An 18,044-nucleotide genomic window follows, 5' to 3' on the forward strand; every position below is an offset into this window, starting at 1 on the left:
GCTCATTTAACCAGGCTGTTGTGTTCACGAAGTGTCTGGCACCGCCCGTATTGTCAGTCTGTATGTGTACAGGCGGTGCAGATACAAAAGGCTACAAATCGGTTTGCTTTAACGTGATATGTGCGTCGAGTCCCCCCTCAACCCGATTGGATAAATGCAGGCTGCCAGACATCTGGCTCACCAGCTGCGTGGCGATAGCCAGACCCAATCCGGTTCCGCCGGTGTGACGATTGCGCGAGCTCTCCACCCGGTAAAAGGGCTCCAGCACCGCCTGCAGTTCCGCTTCGGGAATACCGGGGCCATTATCCAGCACGTGAATGTCGACTTGATCCCCCTGCGGGGCGTTCATCACCATCTGCGCTTCGCTGCCAAACTTTAGGGCGTTATCGATCAGATTGGTCATGATGCGGCGCAGGGCCTGCGGGCGAACGGCAAAACGGTCCTCGCCGCGACATGAGGTAAAGCTGACCGCTTTGCCGATATCCTGGTAGTCACAGGCAATGCTGTCGAGAAATGCATTCAGACTCACAACCTGCCGCGCCTCCTCCAACACTTCCGATGAGCGTGCGTAGGCAATTCCTTCTCGCACTAAACGGCTCATGTTATCGAGGTCGCCCAGCAATTTATCGCGCAGCTCCGGTTGTTCTGACATCTCCACCCGCAGTTTCATACGCGTGATGGGGGTTTGCAGATCGTGTGAGATCGCGGCCAGAATCTGCGCGCGCTCTTTGAGATGATCCTGGATGCGCGTCTGCATCGCATTAAAGGCGCGTGCCGCCTGCTGCACTTCATCGGGACCGCTTTCAGGCATCAGCTGCGCACGGTTTGATGCCGGTGTCAGCTCTTCGACCGCCTGGGTAAAGCGCATAAAAGGACGCACCACTTGCCGTACCGCCAGCCAGGCGCAGCACAGCAACAGCAGCAGTTGACCGATCAGCACTGCAGGTAACCAGCGGGCGATGGCGGGCATACGCGGCCACAGATCCAGCGTCAAGGGTGCGCCATCGTGGAGTGTCAGGTGCACTTGAATATGCTCACGCGTCCCAGGAATCGCATGAATACTCATTTGATAGCGCCCGCCGAGGCTCTCCTGTAACGAGCGCACGGCATCCCGCGCACGCCAACTGCTGGGATAAGGCCCTGGTAAGCCTGCCGATAATTGATAGCGATAATTGCCGCGCTCCAGTTTTGCCAACCAAGCGGGGCGTTCAGCCGCAGGCAGACGATCAAGAATGGCGACGCTGGTTGCGACGTCATATTCAAGATTGCCCAGCATCACGGTTTTGGCGCTACTCATGCGTTCAACCATCAAGCTTATGAGGGTGGTGGCATTCGCCAGCAATAATCCGCCCAGGACGATGATCAGCAGACGAGTCAGTAACGATCTCGGCCACAGTTTCATTCATGCGCCTCTTTGATGATTACCGCTGCGGCCAGCACATACCCTTCGCTGCGTACCGTTTTGAGGTAGGCAGGCTCGCGCGCATCATCACGCAGACGCTGCCGCAAGCGACTCACCAGCAGATCAATGGATCTTTCGAACAGTTCGGCATCGCGGCCCTGGGTCAAATTCAACAGTTGGTCGCGGTTCAATACCCGCTGTGGATGATCAAGAAACACGCGCAGCAGACGATACTCTGCTCCGCTGAGCGCCACAATCACGCCTTCATCATCAATGAGATGCCGGGCGGAGGTATCCAGTTGCCAGTCGCCAAAGGCAATAATACGACCGATCTCAGTGATTTGCAGATTGGGCGGCAAGGCGCGTGTACGGCGTAAAATCGCTTTGATGCGCGCCAGCAGTTCACGCGCGACAAAGGGTTTAACCAGATAGTCATCCGCACCCATTTCCAGGCCGAGAATGCGATCGGTATCCTCACTACGGGCCGTGAGCATTAAAATCGGTAAGTTGCGCTGCGTATCACTGCGTAGCTGACGACACAGCGTCAGCCCATCATCGCCGGGCATCATAATATCGAGGATCACCAAATCAATGGCATTGGCCGATAACATCGCACGCATCTCTCTACCATTGGCGGCGCCGGTGGCGCGATAACCTGACTTGATCAGGTAATCGGTAATCAGTTCACGGATATCCCGGTCATCATCTACCACCAGGATGTGATCAATGTGCTCCAAAACAACCTCCTGTTTTCAACCTACGCAAAAAAGACCGGCACTCATGTGCCGGCCCTTAAAAAATTCGCGGTTACAGCGCAGCGGCATCTTCCACCGCTTTGACAAACCCCTGCGGATCTTCTGCTGGCGGGTTATGTCCAATATTGCCGGTAAAGGTACGATGCTCATACTTGCCGCTGAATTTCGCGCGATACGCTGGTGGCGCGGGGTGCGGCGCACCGTTGTTATCCCCTTCTATCGTAATCGTTGGCACGCTGATCACGGGCAAGGTGGCTAACTTTTTCTCATAAGCATCATACTTTTGCTCACCTTTTTCCAGGCCAAGACGCCAGCGGTAGTTACTGATGGTCACCGCGACCTGATCCGGATTATCCAGCGCTTTTGCACTCACGTTAAAGGTGGCATCACTAAATTTCCAACCCGGTGAGGCTTGCTGCCAGATCAGTTTGGCAAAATCATGAGTATTTTTCGCATAACCTTGTTCACCACGCTCAGTGGCGAAATAAAATTGATACCACCATTGCAACTCTGCTTGCGGAGGTAAGGCTTTCTTGCCCACGTCCTGGCTGCTGATCAGATAGCCGCTGACGGATACCAGCGATTTCACACGTTCCGGCCACAGTGCCGCCACGATGTCCGCCGTGCGTGCCCCCCAGTCGAAGCCAGCAAATACCGCCTGTTTGATGCCCAGTGCATCCATCAACGCCACGGTATCCGCCGCCAGTGCCGAAGGCTGACCGTTACGTGGCGTGTTATCTGACAGGAAGCGCGTGCTGCCGTATCCACGCAAATAAGGCACGATAACGCGATAGCCTTTGGCGGCTAACTGCGGCGCGACTTTGGCATAGCTTTGAATGTCATACGGCCAGCCGTGCAGCAGAATGACGGCCTGACCATCGCGTGGCCCGATATCGACATATCCAACATTCAGCACCCCGGCATTAACCTGATGAATGGTACTAAAGGCGGCAGCGTATTCCGCTTCAGTTGGGGTAGCAGCAAAGGCAGAACTGGTAGCGGTTAAGACCAGTGCAGCAAGCAGAGTTTGGCGTAATAAGAACATGGTGTTGTCTCCTCAGACACGGTTGATGTGTATAGAAGACCACGCCCATGTATAGGTGATGTTTGCAGAATAACGGGTTATGCAACGGGATGTATGTGTGTGGTGAGGAGATACAGTGAGATACAAAAAGGCAGGAAAGTTTTAAAAAAAGGATAACCGCCACTATCAGGTGGCGGTAGAAATGACATTTGAAAGCGCTAGCTCTTACGCTGACTCAGCGCATAAACCAGCACCACGACAAAGCACACCAGCGGCAGACCATAGGCCAGTGCGGTGCTGGAGGTATCGGAAATGCGCCCCATAAACCACGGCATAATCGCTCCCCCGACAATGGCCATAATCATAAAGGAGCTGGCTTGTTTGGTTGCCGGACCGAGGTTCTTCACGCCCATGGCAAATATGGTCGGGAACATGGTGGACATAAAGAAGAAGATGGCCACCAGCGCGACGACGGACACATCCCCTATACCCAGCATCACCACCGCACAAAGCACAATATTAATTAATGCATACGCGGCGAGAATGAGTGCAGGTGAAACTCGGCCCATCAACCAGGTTGAGAAGAAACGCCCAAGCATGAAACACACCATGCCCACAGACAGCAAATAAGCGGCACTTTGATTCGTGACGCCATGCCAGTGTTCAGTGGTGTAATTGATAAAGAAGGCACCGACACCCACCTGCGCGGCCACATAAAAGAACTGCGCAATCACACCACCTACAAAGTGTTTATGTTGCCATAACGATTGACCCGCATGTTTTGGACTTGTGTCTTCCGCTTCGCGAATATCCGGTAATGCCGTGCGTTTAAATAACAGCGCAATCCCGATGACCACAAAGGCGATAACCACATAGGTTATTTTGACGGTATTTTGTGCCTCATCTGCGCTGGCGTGGCTAAAAAATAGCGTCCCGCCGATCATCGGCCCGACAAACTGCCCCAAGCCGTTAAATGATTGCGCCAAATTCAGGCGACGTTCAGCACCTTTTGCGTCCCCAAGTACTGTCGCATAGGGATTGGCGGCTGTCTCAAGGCAGCCTAGTCCGCAAGCCAGGACAAACAGCGCAAACAAAAACATCATGAAATTGTTGACCATCGCGGCAGGTACAAACAGCAGAGCGCCAATGGCATACAGAGCTAACCCAGCCAAAATACCGGCTTTATAACCATGGCGGCTCATAAAATAGCCAGCGGGCATGGCTACCAGGAAATAAGCACCAAAATAGGCTCCCTGTAATAACCCCGACTGGGCTTTGGTCACATGCAGTGTTTCCTGAAAATGTTTATTTAATACATCTAACAGGCCATATGACACACCCCACATAAAAAACAGCGTGGTAATGAGCATAAATGCCCAACGTAGGCTAATAGCGCCCCCGACACCGATATTATTCGGCGTCCCGACTTGTTCTGTAGACATGGTTATATCCTCGTAGCGTACTGTAGGGTAAGCGTTGTTATTTATTGGTCGTGCAAAGAGAATATTCGATCCATCGCCACCCATTTTTCACCTGCGGGTGTCCAGGGTGTAGGTTGTTGAAATTGCCACATCAACGCCTCCCAGCGCTGAATATCAGGATTACGCTGAGCAGCCTCGGCAAATTGCTCTGCATCAAAGTGTTGATGCACCTCCATCACCATAAAGAGGCGGTTGCCCAGCCGATAGATTTCCATGTTCACCACGCCGTGCTGGCGCAAGTGCGTGGTGACTTCAGGCCAAATTTGCTGGTGCAGCCGCTGGTACTCCGCGATTTTTTCCGGCGAATCCACCAGATCCAGCGCCAGGTAATGAAACTGCGTGGCGCCGCTCATGACAGCGCCCGGTCAAGATGAAGATAGCCGCCATCCACACTCAGCCACTCACCGGTTGTATGGGATGCGCGTGCCGACAGTAAAAACACTACGGTGTTGGCAATCTCTTCCGGCGTGGTCATGCGTTGGCCGAGAGGGATGCGTTGCGTGATATTGTTGAGCGCCTGCTCGGGCTCGGGGAATGTGGCAATCCAGCGTTCATACAGTGGCGTCATCACTTCAGCAGGCACCACCGCATTCACCCGCACACCACTGGCACGCAGCGACACCGCCCATTCCCGCGTCAGGGAAAGAATCGCGCCCTTGGCAGCACAGTAACCACTGGTGCCGCCCTGCCCGCTTAGCGCTGTTTTTGACGCAATGTTGACGATCGCCCCTTGGCTACTCTCCAGCGCCGACTGACAGAAGTGCGTCATCTGATAGTAGTGGATCAGGTTTTTCTCCAGTGAAGCCACAAAGGCAGAACGTCCAGCGTCTAAGCCCACGCCATCATTCACCCCGGCGTTATTCACCAGACCATCAATCCGGCCAAACTGTTGCTGAACCGTCTCCACCGCGTATCGACAGTTCTCCTCGTCACAGAGATCCACAATGACCGTTGTGGCTTGAGGCTGCCGTTGGCGTAATGCTGCCAACCAGATTTCATCTGGTGGGGTATTGGTCACCATTACCGGAATCGCGCCTTCTTCAGCCAGTAACGATGAGATCGCCGCACCGATACCCGATCCCCCTCCCGTTACAATGATGACCTTATCCTGTAAAAACAGATTCATGTTCTTCTCCTGAGCATTGATAGACCTGCGCAGCGGTATTTCCCCAAATGCTGGCCTGTTCATCCTGCGACAACGTGCCAATGGCCTGCTGAGTAAGTTGGGCAACCTCGTCATATTCTGCGGCCAGCAGACAAACCGGCCAGTCAGACCCAAACATCAAACGCTGTGGACCAAATCGCGCCAGTGCTTCCTCAATGAAAGGACGCAGTTGTGCACTCTTCCACTGCCCGCTGGGTGCTTCCGTCACCAGGCCTGAAAGCTTGCACACCACGTGTGGCATCGCGGCCAATTCCGCAATTTGCGCGCCCCAAACTTTTGCGCCGGAGGTGATATTTGGCTTGCCCAGATGATCGAGCACCAGCCAGTGCTGATCATGCTGGGCTGCAAAGGCGGTTAATTCCGGCAGATGACGCCAGGTCACCAGCATGTCCCACACATAGTGCTGCTGCTGTAACAGTGCCATGCCTGCTGACACCGCGGATTGTCGCAGCCAGGCTGCGGGATCCGTCTCATCCTGCACCTGATGACGAAACCCTCGCAGAAGCGGATGCTGCAGCGCATTCAGCTGTGCATGCAGATCGCTGGCCGTGATATCAATCCATCCCACCACCGCCTGCGTGGCTGGAGATTCAGCCGCCCATTGCAGCAATTGCATCGTTTCCTGTGGGCACTGCCGCGCCTGAACCACGATCGATCCCTGTAACTGCTGCCCGGTCAGCAAAGGGGACAGATCGTCGGCAAGATAATCGCGCTGCAACTTCCTCATTTGGTTGCTGATCCAGGGATAATCCTGCGCCTGATATCGCCAGAAGTGCTGATGTGCATCGATTCGCACTCTCAGGCTCCTTGCGCGCGATAGCGGTATTTATCGATCGAGGCAGGGAACATCTCGATGGAAAAACCCGGCGCCTGTGGTGGCAAGTAGGCAGCCCCGCGAATCTCACAGGGGTGCAAGAAATGTTCATGCAGGTGATCGACATACTCAATCACCCGGCCTTCATGTGTGCCCGCAATGCAGATGAAATCAATCATCGACAGGTGTTGGACGTATTCACACAGCCCCACCCCACCGGCGTGTGGACACACCGGCAGTTGATATTTTGCCGCCATTAGCATCACGGCCAGCACTTCATTGACGCCGCCTAAACGACAGGCATCGATCTGCACCACATCGATCGCTTCACGCATGATGAATTGCTTGAAAAGAATGCGGTTCTGACACATTTCACCGGTTGCCACCTTAACTGGCGCGACTCCCTGACGAATCTTGCGATGGCCTTCCACATCATCCGGGCTGGTCGGTTCTTCAATAAACCAGGGCTTGGCGAACGCCAGTTGCTGTACCCAATCCACCGCGTCATTCACTTCCCACACCTGGTTGGCATCAATCATCAGTTGACGATCCGGCCCCAACACCTCTCGTGCGATCCTGACGCGGCGTTTGTCATCCTCCAGATCGCGCCCGACTTTCAGCTTGATATGCGAGAAACCGGCATCGACAGCTTGCTGGCAGAGCCGACGCAATTTGTCATCGTCATAGCCCAACCAACCCGCTGAGGTGGTGTAGCAGGGATAACCTTCCTGCTCTAACTGTTGCATGCGTTGCGCTTTGCCCGCAGCCTGCGCTGTCAGGAGCGCCAGCGCTTCGTCCGGCGTGATGCAATCGGTGAGATACCGGAAGTCGATACAGCGCACCAGTTCCTCTGGGGACATGTCCGCCACCAGTCGCCACAGCGGCTTTTCCTGCGATTTTGCCCACAGATCCCAAACCGCGTTGACCACCGCGCCGGTGGCAAGATGGATGGCACCTTTGTCGGGACCAATCCAGCGCAACTGACTGTCGCTGGTGATGTCGCGCCAGAATTGCCCCATATCAGCAGTAATGGTTTCGAGCTGGCGTCCGACGATCAAATGCTCCAGCGCGCGGATAGCGGCACAGCAAATTTCATTGCCGCGTCCGATGGTAAACGTCAGACCGTGCCCGCTGATCGCGGCATTATCGGTCTCAATAATCACATAAGCGGCGGAATAATCAGGATCGGGATTCATCGCATCCGAGCCATCCAGATGTGCTGAAGTGGGAAAGCGAATGTCTTCAACGCGCATTGCCGTCAGTTTGGTCATTGTGCTGAACCCTCGGTGATTTGACGCTGTTCGCCCAAGCCAGCAATGCCCAGGGTGATGGTTTGTCCAGGACGCAAATAGACCGGCGGTTTCTGCCCCATTCCCACGCCCGGCGGGGTGCCGGTTGAGATGACATCGCCCGGTTGTAGACTCATAAACTGGCTGAGATAACTGATGATGTGCGCGACAGAAAAAATCATGGTGCGCGTATTTCCATTTTGATAGCGCTTGCCATCCACTTCCAACCACAAATCTAACTGTTGGGGATCGGCGATTTCATCCGCCGTGACCAGCCAAGGGCCGAGAGGGCCGAAGGTGTCACAGCCTTTGCCTTTGTCCCAGGTACCGCCCCGTTCGATTTGATATTCCCGCTCGGAGACATCGTTTACCACGCAGTAGCCCGCCACATGCGCCAGCGCATCCTCTTCCCGGATGTAGCTTCCGCCTTTACCGATCACCACGCCGAGTTCCACTTCCCAATCGGTTTTAACGGAACCACGCGGAATACGCACCGCATCATTAGGGCCGACTACCGCGCTGGTCCATTTGCTAAACACCACTGGTTCCTGCGGAATGTCAGCCCCGGTTTCTGCAGCGTGGTCTGCGTAGTTCAAGCCAATACAGATAAATTTGCCAATCTGACCCACACAGGCGCCAATACGGGGCTGACCGGCTATCCTGGGCAGCTCAAGAATGTTCAGATGGCGTAGCTTTTCCAGTGACGCAGGCAGTAATGTCTCACCTGCAATATCATCAATGTATTGCGACAAATCGCGCAGTTCACCCTGCTCATCCACCATTGCCGGACGTTCTTTGCCCACTTCACCTACACGAACTAATTTCATGACTTACTCCTGTGTTAATTGCTCCAGCCGCCATCAATAACTTGTGCAGTGCCGGTGGTGTAGTTACTGGCATCCGAGGCCAGATAAGCGGCGAGATACGCGATCTCTTCTGCCGTGCCGATGCGTCCAATTGGCTGACGAGCAACAAAAGCGGCATACACCGCCTCTTCGCTTTTGCCTTCAGACTGTGCCTGTATCGCGATGCGCTGGCGCAGCGAGGGAGAATCCACCGTGCCGGGACAAATGGCGTTACAACGAATGCCATCAGCAATAAAATCCGCCGCGACTGAGCGTGTCAGGCCGATCACCGCTGCTTTAGTGGCACTGTAAGCAAAGCGATTTGCCACCCCTTTCACGCTGGAAGCCACTGACGACATATTGATAATTGACCCTTTTTTCTGCGCCAGCATGCCAGGCAGAAACGCCTGAATCATGTGAAACATGGCGGTGACGTTAAGATCGAGTGCGAATTGCCACTCCTGCTCAGAGCAAGTCAGCAGATTGCCGCTGTGCACCACACCTGCACAGTTAAACAGCACATCCACCGGACCGATTTCTTGCACTGCTGCGCTGATGGCCGCGCGATCCGTCACATCCAGCCGGTAAGCTGCAACGCCAGGTAGATCCTGGAGAGCGGTGATGTTGATATCGCTGCCTGTTACCGTTGCCCCTTGCTCGGCAAAATAGCGTGCGCTGGCATAACCAATTCCCTACCCGGCCGCGGTGATTAACACGCGTTTTCCGTGTAAATTCATTGCATCCTCTCTGGTATAAAGATCTAATGGTCAGGCCATTAAGGGCGAAGTTTTTAGCGTTTATGCCTAACAAAAGCGCTGGTCACTTCCTCGCTGGCGTATTACTTTTTATTGACAAACACGTAACATTGACAAGTTTGTTGAGGTTTTTTTGTGCATCGGGTCACTTAATTTATTTCACAGGTAGCAGTAGCATGCCGATAAAAAAAATGGAAAACCCAAGGCTTTACAGACAGATAGCCGACCAGCTTATTAAGCTAATTGATAACAATGAATTTCCGCCTGGCAGCCGCCTGCCCGCTGAACGTGATTTAGCTGAACAATTACAGGTGAGCCGGGCGTCAGTGCGTGAGGCACTGATTGCGCTTGAAGTGATTGGCTTAGTGGATGTGAAAGTCGGTAATGGCGTGATCGTAAAGGCGCGATCGGGTTCGCAGGAGCCGGTGATGATGCAAGCCGGACGCGACCAATGGAACGAACCGGATGATGAGCTAGGCATCAAGCTGGATTTTTCTACAGAACTGCCGCCCTTTTCATTGCTACAGGCGCGGCGGCTGATTGAACCTGAGGCGGCTGCACTGGCTGCACGCCATGCCAGCCAGCAAGAGTTGGAACAAATACGCGAGGCTTATTTGCAGAATTGCAAAGATAACCAGGTGCAATCACGCACCCACCCCGGCGATCGTCTGTTTCATATCCGCATTGCTCAGGCCAGCGGCAACCCCGCTTATGGTTTTATCATCGGCCACCTGTTGGGGCATCGCTATGGCAGCATGTTTAAAATGCTGCAGGCCCATTACACCCCAAGTGATATGCCCCACGTTTCGGAAAATGAGCACCTGACCATTTTGATTGCCCTCGAAAAACGCGATGCTAAAGCAGCACGATCGGCGATGAAGGCGCATATTGACCGCGTTATCGCTACTTTTGAACAGGCGCAGGAGTAGTGGGCGAGCAGGTGATGACAAACAAAAAAGGCGAGGCCGAAGCCTCGCCTGAACGTGTTTGACCTCAATCATAATAGGGAAGTTTACGATCGACACCGTTGATATTAACCAGCACAAAGCCTGTTGGCGTAGCAGCATTGGTGGGTGTACCAGCAGCGGAAGCCAGCGTCAGCACGCCCTTCTCGTTGGCACCAATGCCTGCCAGTCCGTTGTGCATACCGAAGCGCGCAGCGGGTTTATACGGCCCCAGCGTGGTGGTATCGGTGACCACGGACAGGTCCGACTGGAACAGTGAGCAAGAGCCGGTATCAAAGCGCGTCGGGCCGGTGTTTTTCAGGTTCAGCATGGTGTCACCACTGTTGGCTTTCAGCTTGACCCACACCACGGCATAGGTGGTGCCCACACGGTTATAACGGATATCCAGGATCGCGGGCTGCCCCATATGAAAGGCATCCGCCCATACGGTTTCCAGCCGTTGCAGGTTAATCCAGGTTTTCCCGCTACTCGCTACGTTAACTGGCGTCCCGGCGGTTCCTGTCGGCTGGGTAGCATCGGCTTTGCCAATAAACTCCATGACCCACTGCTGATTCGCGTTCGGGAAGAACAACTGCCCAAGGCGATACCAGTTATCGGTAGCGGTGTTGTTGGTGATCTTGTAGCCGCTGTAGTAACCCGCGCGTAGCGATCCGGTCAGGAAACTGCCATAGCTTTCGTCACGACGGTAGCCATACTCGAAGGTTGATAACCATTTCCCGGTGACCAGATCGTTCGACACTTTACTGCCAGACTGCACGTTGATTTGGCGCATGGTGACGCGGGCATTGTTGAGGTTGAACGGGTTCAGGCAATCCTCCACGTTCAGCGTATCAATGGTCCAGCCACCGTCCGAGAGATCGCCAGGATTGCGCGTGTGTTCAATCCACACGTTGCGCAGAATCCCCTGCGTACAACGGGGTATGTACAGCGTGGCATCACCATAACCGGTCTGGAAGTTACAGTTGCAGATCTCAATCGCGGTAGAGTGATCCCATGCGCCGTTGGGGGAATTTGACCAGCCGACATCAAATACCCGTGCATAGGTGTACATGGTGTAGATCTGATCAAATTTGGTATCCAGCGTATCCAGCACCTTAATCACCGTACCGCCGTTATTCTGCGCGCGGAAACAGTAGATATTGACCGTGGTGCCTTCGATGCAGGTATTTTCGAAGAACGGCTGCACGTTGCTGCACATATCGGAGGTAATGGTGCCTTTGTTGGTGGTGATATCGGCGGACGCCTGGCCGTTCCAGGCGATGCCGCGAATCGAGGTGCGGCGCGCCTTTACCTTAAACACCGGGCTGGTACTTTTATCGGAAATGATGGTGGTACGTGGCAACGAACCCAGTTCCACATCATCGCCTTGCAGGCCAAAGAACGCGCTGTCCGTGCCGCTGATATCGATCGGGCTGATCAAAAATTTACCGCCAGGAAAACGAATCGGCAGGTCAACAATATTCGTGCTGTAGGCCTTGGTCCATGCCAGCATACGATTGACCGCATCGGTGTCATTGACATAGCCATCCCCTTTCGCGCCAAAGTGATAGACGTTGATATCAGAGGGATTGTTAATCACGCGCTTCCAATAGAATCCGTTACCCACTGCCAGCGTACCGCCATCATCTGTGGCGGTGGTGGTGCCAATAAAACCGGTGAAGTCGCCGCCCCCACGGAAGGTTGAGTCCGCGTTATAGCGACGCAGAAAAGCCAGATCGCCGTTTTTGGTGGGCGTGGTGGTACGCAGTTCAGCATAAGAGTTAACTTCGATCATCATAGCCTCCTCGGCCTTTTCAGGTTTGCAATACAACAGCGGAATCAGCTTCAGTGCGCCTGTTGGCCGCAGTGCTGATCCCAGAGATCGTTGTGATTGTTAATGGCACGAACGGTCCGCACGTCCATACGTTGGGCGTCATTACCGTGGGTATAAATCGGGGAAAACAGGGTACAAGCGGAGTCGATAACGACGGGGGATTCAGGGCTGGTTGTATTTCGAGTGCTGCAGCTTGTCACGAGCAGCAGCGTCATCAAGATTAAAGTTGCTGGTTTCCACACGTTTGGCCTCCTCGCGCAGCTGTTGCTGCTGCTGACTGACCGCCACCGCCTGAGCGGCGGTTTTTTCCGCGCTTTCGGTTGCGGCTTTGGATTGCTGCTGCACCTTGCCAATTTTCTTGCCACCGAAGTAGCTGGCAGCCAGTGCCGCGATGACGCCCACCAACGCAGCAAGCCAGTGCCAGCTGCCCCCGAGCATTGCCGTAAGAAAAGTCATGGTTTCTCCTCCAGGGTTTTGCGCTGCTCAATCAGGTTCTTCTGCCGCACAAACTGCGCCAGCACCCCCATCGCCACCATGAAGGCGCCAATCAATCCCAGGTAGTTGTGAGGCAAAATATCTTTGATGTCCTGCGGCAGCGCGTTCCAGGCATCCAGAGCCGACGAGGGAAAAGATTGCGCCCAGGCGCTGAGCATCGAGCCTAACGATGCCAGCCACACGGACCAGGTTTTGAACAACAACCTTGCATGTTTCACAAACTCCAGCGTGGTGAAGCGCTGAAGCAGCAGCAGTACGATCACCGCCGTCAGTACGGCGATGACAAACACCATCCATTTCAGATTCATAACAGCCCCCGATAGATGTCATAGGTGCCGCTGCGCATCATTTCGGCATGACGACGGGCGCGCCCCGGCGTTTGTCGTGCCCACAGGCTGTCGAGCATGGCGTTGGCGGCACCGTTGAAATCACCTTGCGTTATTGAGGTCAGCATGCCGCGAAACAGTGCCAGTCCATCGACGCCCAGTTGGTACGCCATGCTGATCAGCACATCACAGCGCGCATCACTGCATTTGCTGATCGCCTGCTGTACCAGCACCCGCTGGTTCATCTCTTGCACTTTGTTTTCGACGATGCACTGTTTCCATACATCGCCCACCCGTCGCGGTACCTGGAAGATATAGTTGCTGAGTGACGCACCTTTCGGCCCGATGCGGATACCGCCAGCTACGGTGGGAAATCCTTGGGTATCGAGATAAGGCGCCTCACGATAGCCCTCTTCAAAATTCAAAATGGCAATAATCTGGCTCATAGCGTTTCCTCTTTGACGGGCGCAACTGTCTGAAAATCACTGCGCAAAAAATCCAAAAACATAAAGTTTGCTGATCGGTTAGCCACTACAGCGCAACGCTAACCCGGCGTGACGCTCAAGCAGGGCTAAAGAGTGAGCAACACCAAAGTGTTCCGTTTAAAACTGGGAAGGGTTAACGCACGGCATAAAGATGAACATGGGGCAAACAGCAGTTATCGAAGCTGGCGCTTTCGGGTTGAGTGCGGGTGGGGGCCATCACGGCATTGTCAGCACGCGAGTGCGTCTGGCGCTGACAGATTCGTTCGGCACTGCGCAAGGTGACGTTATCAGGTTCAAGACCTAAAGCGCTGTCGATACTGCGTTTGAGACGGCTGAGGGACTGGCGGCGTCGGTGACGGCGAGTGCGCGCGTTCCCGGTGAAGACTGACTTGCCATACTGGATAATCGCCATAACTCCTCCTGTGAATGAGTCTTTGGCGATGGGGTGACTGGCACGGCATGTCGGCATAGGCCGATGCGTCCGTTGAACCGCTGCAAGCATTCGCCATCAGCCAGCCCGGCTGCATTCGCGGCCAGGTATAATCAGAGGAGAGTGAAGTCAGAGGAGAGCTGACGACGCTACAAAGTGCGTATCCACCCCATCCCAAAATCCACTGACTTTGGGTGGTCGGTATCGCGCTTGTGCAGCGCCTCAATTGTTTAAGAGCGGGCTCATCCGGGAGCAGTGATCTCGTCTTTCCATGGTCAAATTATTAACAGGTTCTAATGCATTGGCAAATACCAACAGTTAATTTTTTATTTACCATCAGTTAAATTTATGATTTCAGCCAGAATATTTTTTTGGCTGATTTCGCGCTATTGGCTCTAACCTAAAATCTGGTAATCACGCGCCTGGCTCATGATGACACGCGCAATCACCTGCAGGGTTGCCGCTTCATCCAGCGTGAGATACCAGGTTTCATAACGCTTGTTATCCGAGATCACCGCGACCTTTTTGTGCTGCAGTTGCAGTCGTTTGAGATAGAGTTGATTGTCCAGCGTGAACAGGTAGATGCCATCACCATCAAAGCGCTGCACGCTGATGTCCACAAATAGCTGGTCACGCGGTGCGAAGGTTCCTGCCATCGAATCATTGTTCAGGGCGATCAGCCGGATGTACTCCGCAGCCTGACCGTTAAACAGCACGCGCGCTTCATCCAGACCATACTCAATCGCTTGAATGGTTTCGACCAGTTCATCACGCGCAGCGATGCCTTGGGCGCTACGCTGCCCAATATCCAGACTCTCAACACGAAATATCGGTTTTGTATCCCGTCGCGCGGGCGGGTCAATCAACGCGGAGGGTTTCTCCATGCCAAATTGCAACCACTCTACGCGCACGCCTAACAGCTGGCTAAGTGCCAGCAAATTACTGTCATCTGGAATCGATTGGGCGTTAAACCATTTCCAGACCCCCGGTGTTGAGATCCTGCATCCCCTTTGCTGCAGTGCTTGCGCAACCTGTTTGTTTCGTCCATGTCCGACAATTCCCGCGCTGTCACACGCGGCAATCAGCCTGGCAGTAAAAGCTTGTCTCGTACTCTCTTTTTTAACCATCAGTTAATAATCTGCCATCAGTAAAAGACTGAATGTTATTTTCGTTTTTGCTACCAGTTCATTTTATATTACCGCTGGTTTACTACCCAATTGCTTTTATCAATGAAGCTGGATGATCATTATCCCCTTCGGCTCGATGGAAACCAGTAATGAATGCCCGACAGCTTGTTCTGACAGGGGTTTTCAGGAATGTTCTGTGGCGCTAAGACCAGCGCTTACAGGAAAAAATGGGCGAAAAGACGCTGACGCGCCATAAATGACAGAATTAAATCAAAAAGCTCTGGAAATAACTGGATCGAAAGCCAAAAAAAAGGCACCCATCAAGGGTGCCCATTGTGATGCAGGAGCGAAAATTAGCCGCGCAACGTATCGTCGCCCCAGCCAATCCACTTATAGGTTGTCAGCGCTTCCAGCCCCATCGGACCGCGCGCATGCAGTTTTTGGGTGCTGACCGCCACTTCCGCGCCCAGGCCAAACTGACCGCCGTCGGTGAAACGGGTGCTGGCGTTAACGTAGACCGCAGAGGAATCGACCTGGTTAACAAAGCGGTTAGCATTGCCAATGCTGCGCGTCAGGATGCCGTCAGAGTGCTGTGTACCGTGCTCGCGAATATGCGCCACTGCCTCGTCAAGATCGGCGACCAGCTTGACGTTGAGGTCGTTGGACAACCACTCATCGTCGTAATCTTCCGCTTTCACGGCAACCACGCTGGCAGGGCCGCTTTGCAGCAGCGCCAATACGTTTTCATCACCGTGTAGCGGAATATTTTCCTGCGCCATACGCTGTAGGAACGCAGGAATAAAACGCTCGGCCTGATCGCGATGGATCAGTAGCGTCTCCAACGAGTTACAGGCACTTGGGCGCTGTTTCTTGGCGTTAACGATCACGTCCAGTGCCGGTTCTGTCTCCATGGTTTCATCGAGATAGAGATGGCACACGCCAATACCGCCGGTGATCACCGGGATGGTGGAGTTTTCACGGCACAGCTTGTGCAGGCCCGCGCCGCCACGTGGGATCAGCATATCGACGTAGCGATCGAGCTTAAGTAGCTGATTGACCAGCTCACGATCCGGGTTCTCAATCGCCTGCACGGCGCCAGCCGGTAAACCATGCTGGGTCAATGCGTTTTGGATCACACGCACCGTGGCTGCGTTAGTGCGGTAAGTCTCTTTGCCGCCGCGCAGAATCGCTGCGTTGCCGGTTTTCAGGCACAGGGAAGCCACATCAACAGTAACATTAGGACGCGCTTCGTAAATCACGCCAATCACGCCCAGCGGCACACGGCGGCGTTCAATACGTAGACCGCTGTCCAGCATGCCGCCATCGATCAACTGGCCAACCGGATCGGCAAGACGGCACACCTGGCGCACGTCATCCGCGATGCCTTTCAAACGCTGAGGATTCAGCGTCAGGCGATCCAGCAAGGCGGCACTCATGCCGTTTTGGCGTGCATCGGCCAGGTCCTGCTCGTTCGCCGCCAGAATGTCAGCGCTTTCCGCTTCCAGACGATCGGCAATGGTCAGCAGCACCTGATTTTTTTGTTCGGTAGAGAGTTCCGCCAGTTTGTACGACGCTGCACGCGCCGCTTTACCCATTTCTTCTAACATCATCCGCTCCTTAACTGACGATCATGTCGTCGCGGTGTACCGCAACCGGGCCGTATTCGTAACCCAGAATATCGCCAATTTCCTGGCTATGATGACCTGCAATCATGCGCATCGCATCGCTGTTGTAGCGGGTGACGCCGTGTGCAATATCGCGGCCCTGCAAGCTACGAATGCGGATCACTTCACCACGAGAGAAGTTACCCTGCACTTCACGGATGCCTTTCGGCAGCAGCGAACTGCCACGCTCCAGCACCGCTGCCAGCGCGCCATCATCAATGGTGATTTCACCGGCTGGCGGTGCACCGAAGATCCAGCGCTTGCGGTTTTCCAGCGGCGACTGCTGCGCGTGAAAACGGGTGCCCACCGGCTTGCCGTACAGCACATCGCTGATTACATCCGGGCGGCTGCCTGCGGCGATGATCACGTCAATACCTGCGCGACAGGCGACATCGGCGGCCTGCAATTTCGTGGCCATGCCACCGGTGCCCAGACCCGAAACGCTGCCTCCAGCGAGCGTACGCAGCGCGTCATCAATCTGATGCACATCGCTGATCAGCTCGGCTTCCGGATTGGTGCGAGGATCGGCGGTGAACAAGCCCTGCTGATCGGTCAGCAACAGCAGTTTATCTGCGCCACCGAGCATCGCCGCTAGTGCCGACAGGTTGTCGTTATCGCCCACTTTGATTTCAGCGGTGGCAACGGCATCGTTCTCGTTGATCACCGGAACAATATGGTTGTCGAGCAGCGCACGCAGCATGTCACGCGCGTAAAGGAAGCGTTCACGGTCTTCCATATCGGCGCGCGTCAGCAGCATCTGCCCGATATGAATGCCGTAAATGGAGAACAGCTGTTCCCACAGTTGAATCAAACGGCTCTGCCCCACCGCAGCCAGCAGCTGCTTTGAGGCGATGGTAGGCGGCAGTTCGGGGTAACCCAGGTGTTCGCGTCCAGCGGCAATCGCGCCAGAGGTGACGATAACGATACGATGACCCGCCGCGTGCAGTTGCGCACACTGACGAACCAGCTCCACCATGTGCGCCCGATTCAGCCGACGTGAACCGCCGGTGAGGACGCTGGTACCCAACTTGACCACAAGGGTCTGACTGCCACTCATGTTTTTCCTGCCATGTAAGAAAAAATTCTGCGAAGGGACGTTTTATCAGGAGTCAGCGAGGAAGCCAACAGCAGCAAGGGGAAAAGCACAAAAATCCCCTGACAATGCGGTAGACCAAAAGTTCGCAATTAACAAGAAATCAGAAAAACTGT

Annotated in this window: 19 protein-coding genes; 1 reads left to right on the top strand and 18 read right to left on the bottom strand. The window is 54.4% G+C overall.

The window, feature by feature from the left end:
* Nucleotides 1–91: 91 nt before the first annotated feature.
* The 10 genes from LK04_RS14475 to LK04_RS14520 all read right to left on the bottom strand — a co-directional run bounded on the left by LK04_RS14475 (nucleotide 92) and on the right by LK04_RS14520 (nucleotide 9,464).
* Nucleotides 92–1,402, bottom strand: a complete 1,311-nt coding sequence (locus LK04_RS14475; protein WP_039333107.1) for an ATP-binding protein — start codon at nucleotides 1,400–1,402, stop codon at nucleotides 92–94.
* A complete protein-coding gene (locus LK04_RS14480; protein WP_039333109.1) occupies nucleotides 1,399–2,139 on the bottom strand; it encodes a response regulator in 741 nt (246 codons plus the stop codon). The genes LK04_RS14475 and LK04_RS14480 overlap by 4 nt, the downstream gene beginning before the upstream one ends.
* 70 nt (nucleotides 2,140–2,209) lie before the next feature.
* A complete protein-coding gene (locus LK04_RS14485) occupies nucleotides 2,210–3,202 on the bottom strand; it encodes an alpha/beta fold hydrolase (RefSeq protein WP_039333111.1) in 993 nt (330 codons plus the stop codon).
* A 197-nt stretch (nucleotides 3,203–3,399) separates the two neighbouring features.
* Nucleotides 3,400–4,623, bottom strand: coding sequence for an L-fucose:H+ symporter permease (gene fucP / locus LK04_RS14490; RefSeq protein ID WP_039333113.1), 1,224 nt, complete (start codon nucleotides 4,621–4,623; stop codon nucleotides 3,400–3,402).
* Nucleotides 4,624–4,664: 41 nt separating this feature from the next.
* Nucleotides 4,665–5,015, bottom strand: a complete 351-nt coding sequence (locus LK04_RS14495) for an L-rhamnose mutarotase (RefSeq protein WP_039333115.1) — start codon at nucleotides 5,013–5,015, stop codon at nucleotides 4,665–4,667.
* Nucleotides 5,012–5,788: an SDR family oxidoreductase gene (locus tag LK04_RS14500; RefSeq protein WP_039333117.1), complete on the bottom strand. Its 777-nt coding sequence runs from the start codon at nucleotides 5,786–5,788 to the stop codon at nucleotides 5,012–5,014. The genes LK04_RS14495 and LK04_RS14500 overlap by 4 nt, the downstream gene beginning before the upstream one ends.
* Nucleotides 5,766–6,623: an amidohydrolase family protein gene (locus tag LK04_RS14505; RefSeq protein WP_039333119.1), complete on the bottom strand. Its 858-nt coding sequence runs from the start codon at nucleotides 6,621–6,623 to the stop codon at nucleotides 5,766–5,768. The genes LK04_RS14500 and LK04_RS14505 overlap by 23 nt, the downstream gene beginning before the upstream one ends.
* A gap of 2 nt (nucleotides 6,624–6,625) precedes the next feature.
* Nucleotides 6,626–7,912, bottom strand: coding sequence for an L-fuconate dehydratase (locus LK04_RS14510; protein ID WP_039333121.1), 1,287 nt, complete (start codon nucleotides 7,910–7,912; stop codon nucleotides 6,626–6,628).
* The gene (locus LK04_RS14515; RefSeq protein ID WP_039333123.1) at nucleotides 7,909–8,757 is read right to left on the bottom strand and encodes a fumarylacetoacetate hydrolase family protein; all 849 of its coding nucleotides are present in this window, start codon (nucleotides 8,755–8,757) and stop codon (nucleotides 7,909–7,911) included. Before LK04_RS14515 ends, LK04_RS14510 begins: the two co-directional genes overlap by 4 nt.
* A 14-nt stretch (nucleotides 8,758–8,771) precedes the next feature.
* A complete protein-coding gene (locus LK04_RS14520) occupies nucleotides 8,772–9,464 on the bottom strand; it encodes an SDR family oxidoreductase (RefSeq protein WP_231568874.1) in 693 nt (230 codons plus the stop codon).
* A 242-nt stretch (nucleotides 9,465–9,706) separates the two neighbouring features.
* Here LK04_RS14520 and LK04_RS14525 point away from each other — a divergent pair, with 242 nt between their 5' ends.
* Nucleotides 9,707–10,459: a FadR/GntR family transcriptional regulator gene (locus LK04_RS14525; RefSeq protein ID WP_039333125.1), complete on the top strand. Its 753-nt coding sequence runs from the start codon at nucleotides 9,707–9,709 to the stop codon at nucleotides 10,457–10,459.
* Between the two features lie 64 nt (nucleotides 10,460–10,523).
* Here the strand turns inward: LK04_RS14525 and LK04_RS14530 are convergent, their stop codons facing one another.
* The 8 genes from LK04_RS14530 to proB all read right to left on the bottom strand — a co-directional run bounded on the left by LK04_RS14530 (nucleotide 10,524) and on the right by proB (nucleotide 17,892).
* Complete coding sequence (locus LK04_RS14530) at nucleotides 10,524–12,269, bottom strand: amylovoran biosynthesis protein AmsF (RefSeq protein WP_039333128.1); 1,746 nt, start codon at nucleotides 12,267–12,269, stop codon at nucleotides 10,524–10,526.
* Between the two features lie 201 nt (nucleotides 12,270–12,470).
* Complete coding sequence (locus tag LK04_RS14535; protein WP_039333130.1) at nucleotides 12,471–12,764, bottom strand: hypothetical protein; 294 nt, start codon at nucleotides 12,762–12,764, stop codon at nucleotides 12,471–12,473.
* Nucleotides 12,761–13,111: a hypothetical protein gene (locus tag LK04_RS14540; protein WP_039333132.1), complete on the bottom strand. Its 351-nt coding sequence runs from the start codon at nucleotides 13,109–13,111 to the stop codon at nucleotides 12,761–12,763. The genes LK04_RS14535 and LK04_RS14540 overlap by 4 nt, the downstream gene beginning before the upstream one ends.
* Complete coding sequence (locus tag LK04_RS14545; protein ID WP_039333135.1) at nucleotides 13,108–13,575, bottom strand: glycoside hydrolase family protein; 468 nt, start codon at nucleotides 13,573–13,575, stop codon at nucleotides 13,108–13,110. Before LK04_RS14545 ends, LK04_RS14540 begins: the two co-directional genes overlap by 4 nt.
* Before the next feature lie 172 nt (nucleotides 13,576–13,747).
* Complete coding sequence (locus LK04_RS14550; protein WP_039333138.1) at nucleotides 13,748–14,026, bottom strand: hypothetical protein; 279 nt, start codon at nucleotides 14,024–14,026, stop codon at nucleotides 13,748–13,750.
* Between the two features lie 413 nt (nucleotides 14,027–14,439).
* The gene (locus LK04_RS14555) at nucleotides 14,440–15,171 is read right to left on the bottom strand and encodes a S24 family peptidase (RefSeq protein WP_039333142.1); all 732 of its coding nucleotides are present in this window, start codon (nucleotides 15,169–15,171) and stop codon (nucleotides 14,440–14,442) included.
* 353 nt (nucleotides 15,172–15,524) lie between these two features.
* Nucleotides 15,525–16,778, bottom strand: a complete 1,254-nt coding sequence (gene proA, locus LK04_RS14560; RefSeq protein WP_039333145.1) for a glutamate-5-semialdehyde dehydrogenase — start codon at nucleotides 16,776–16,778, stop codon at nucleotides 15,525–15,527.
* A 10-nt stretch (nucleotides 16,779–16,788) separates the two neighbouring features.
* Entirely contained in the window at nucleotides 16,789–17,892 is a 1,104-nt protein-coding gene (proB, locus tag LK04_RS14565; protein WP_039333147.1) for a glutamate 5-kinase, read from the bottom strand.
* Nucleotides 17,893–18,044: the final 152 nt, after the last annotated feature.

Origin of the sequence: Pantoea vagans, from assembly GCF_001506165.1 — a bacterium.
In the GTDB taxonomy this organism is placed as follows: Bacteria; Pseudomonadota; Gammaproteobacteria; order Enterobacterales; family Enterobacteriaceae; genus Pantoea; species Pantoea vagans_C.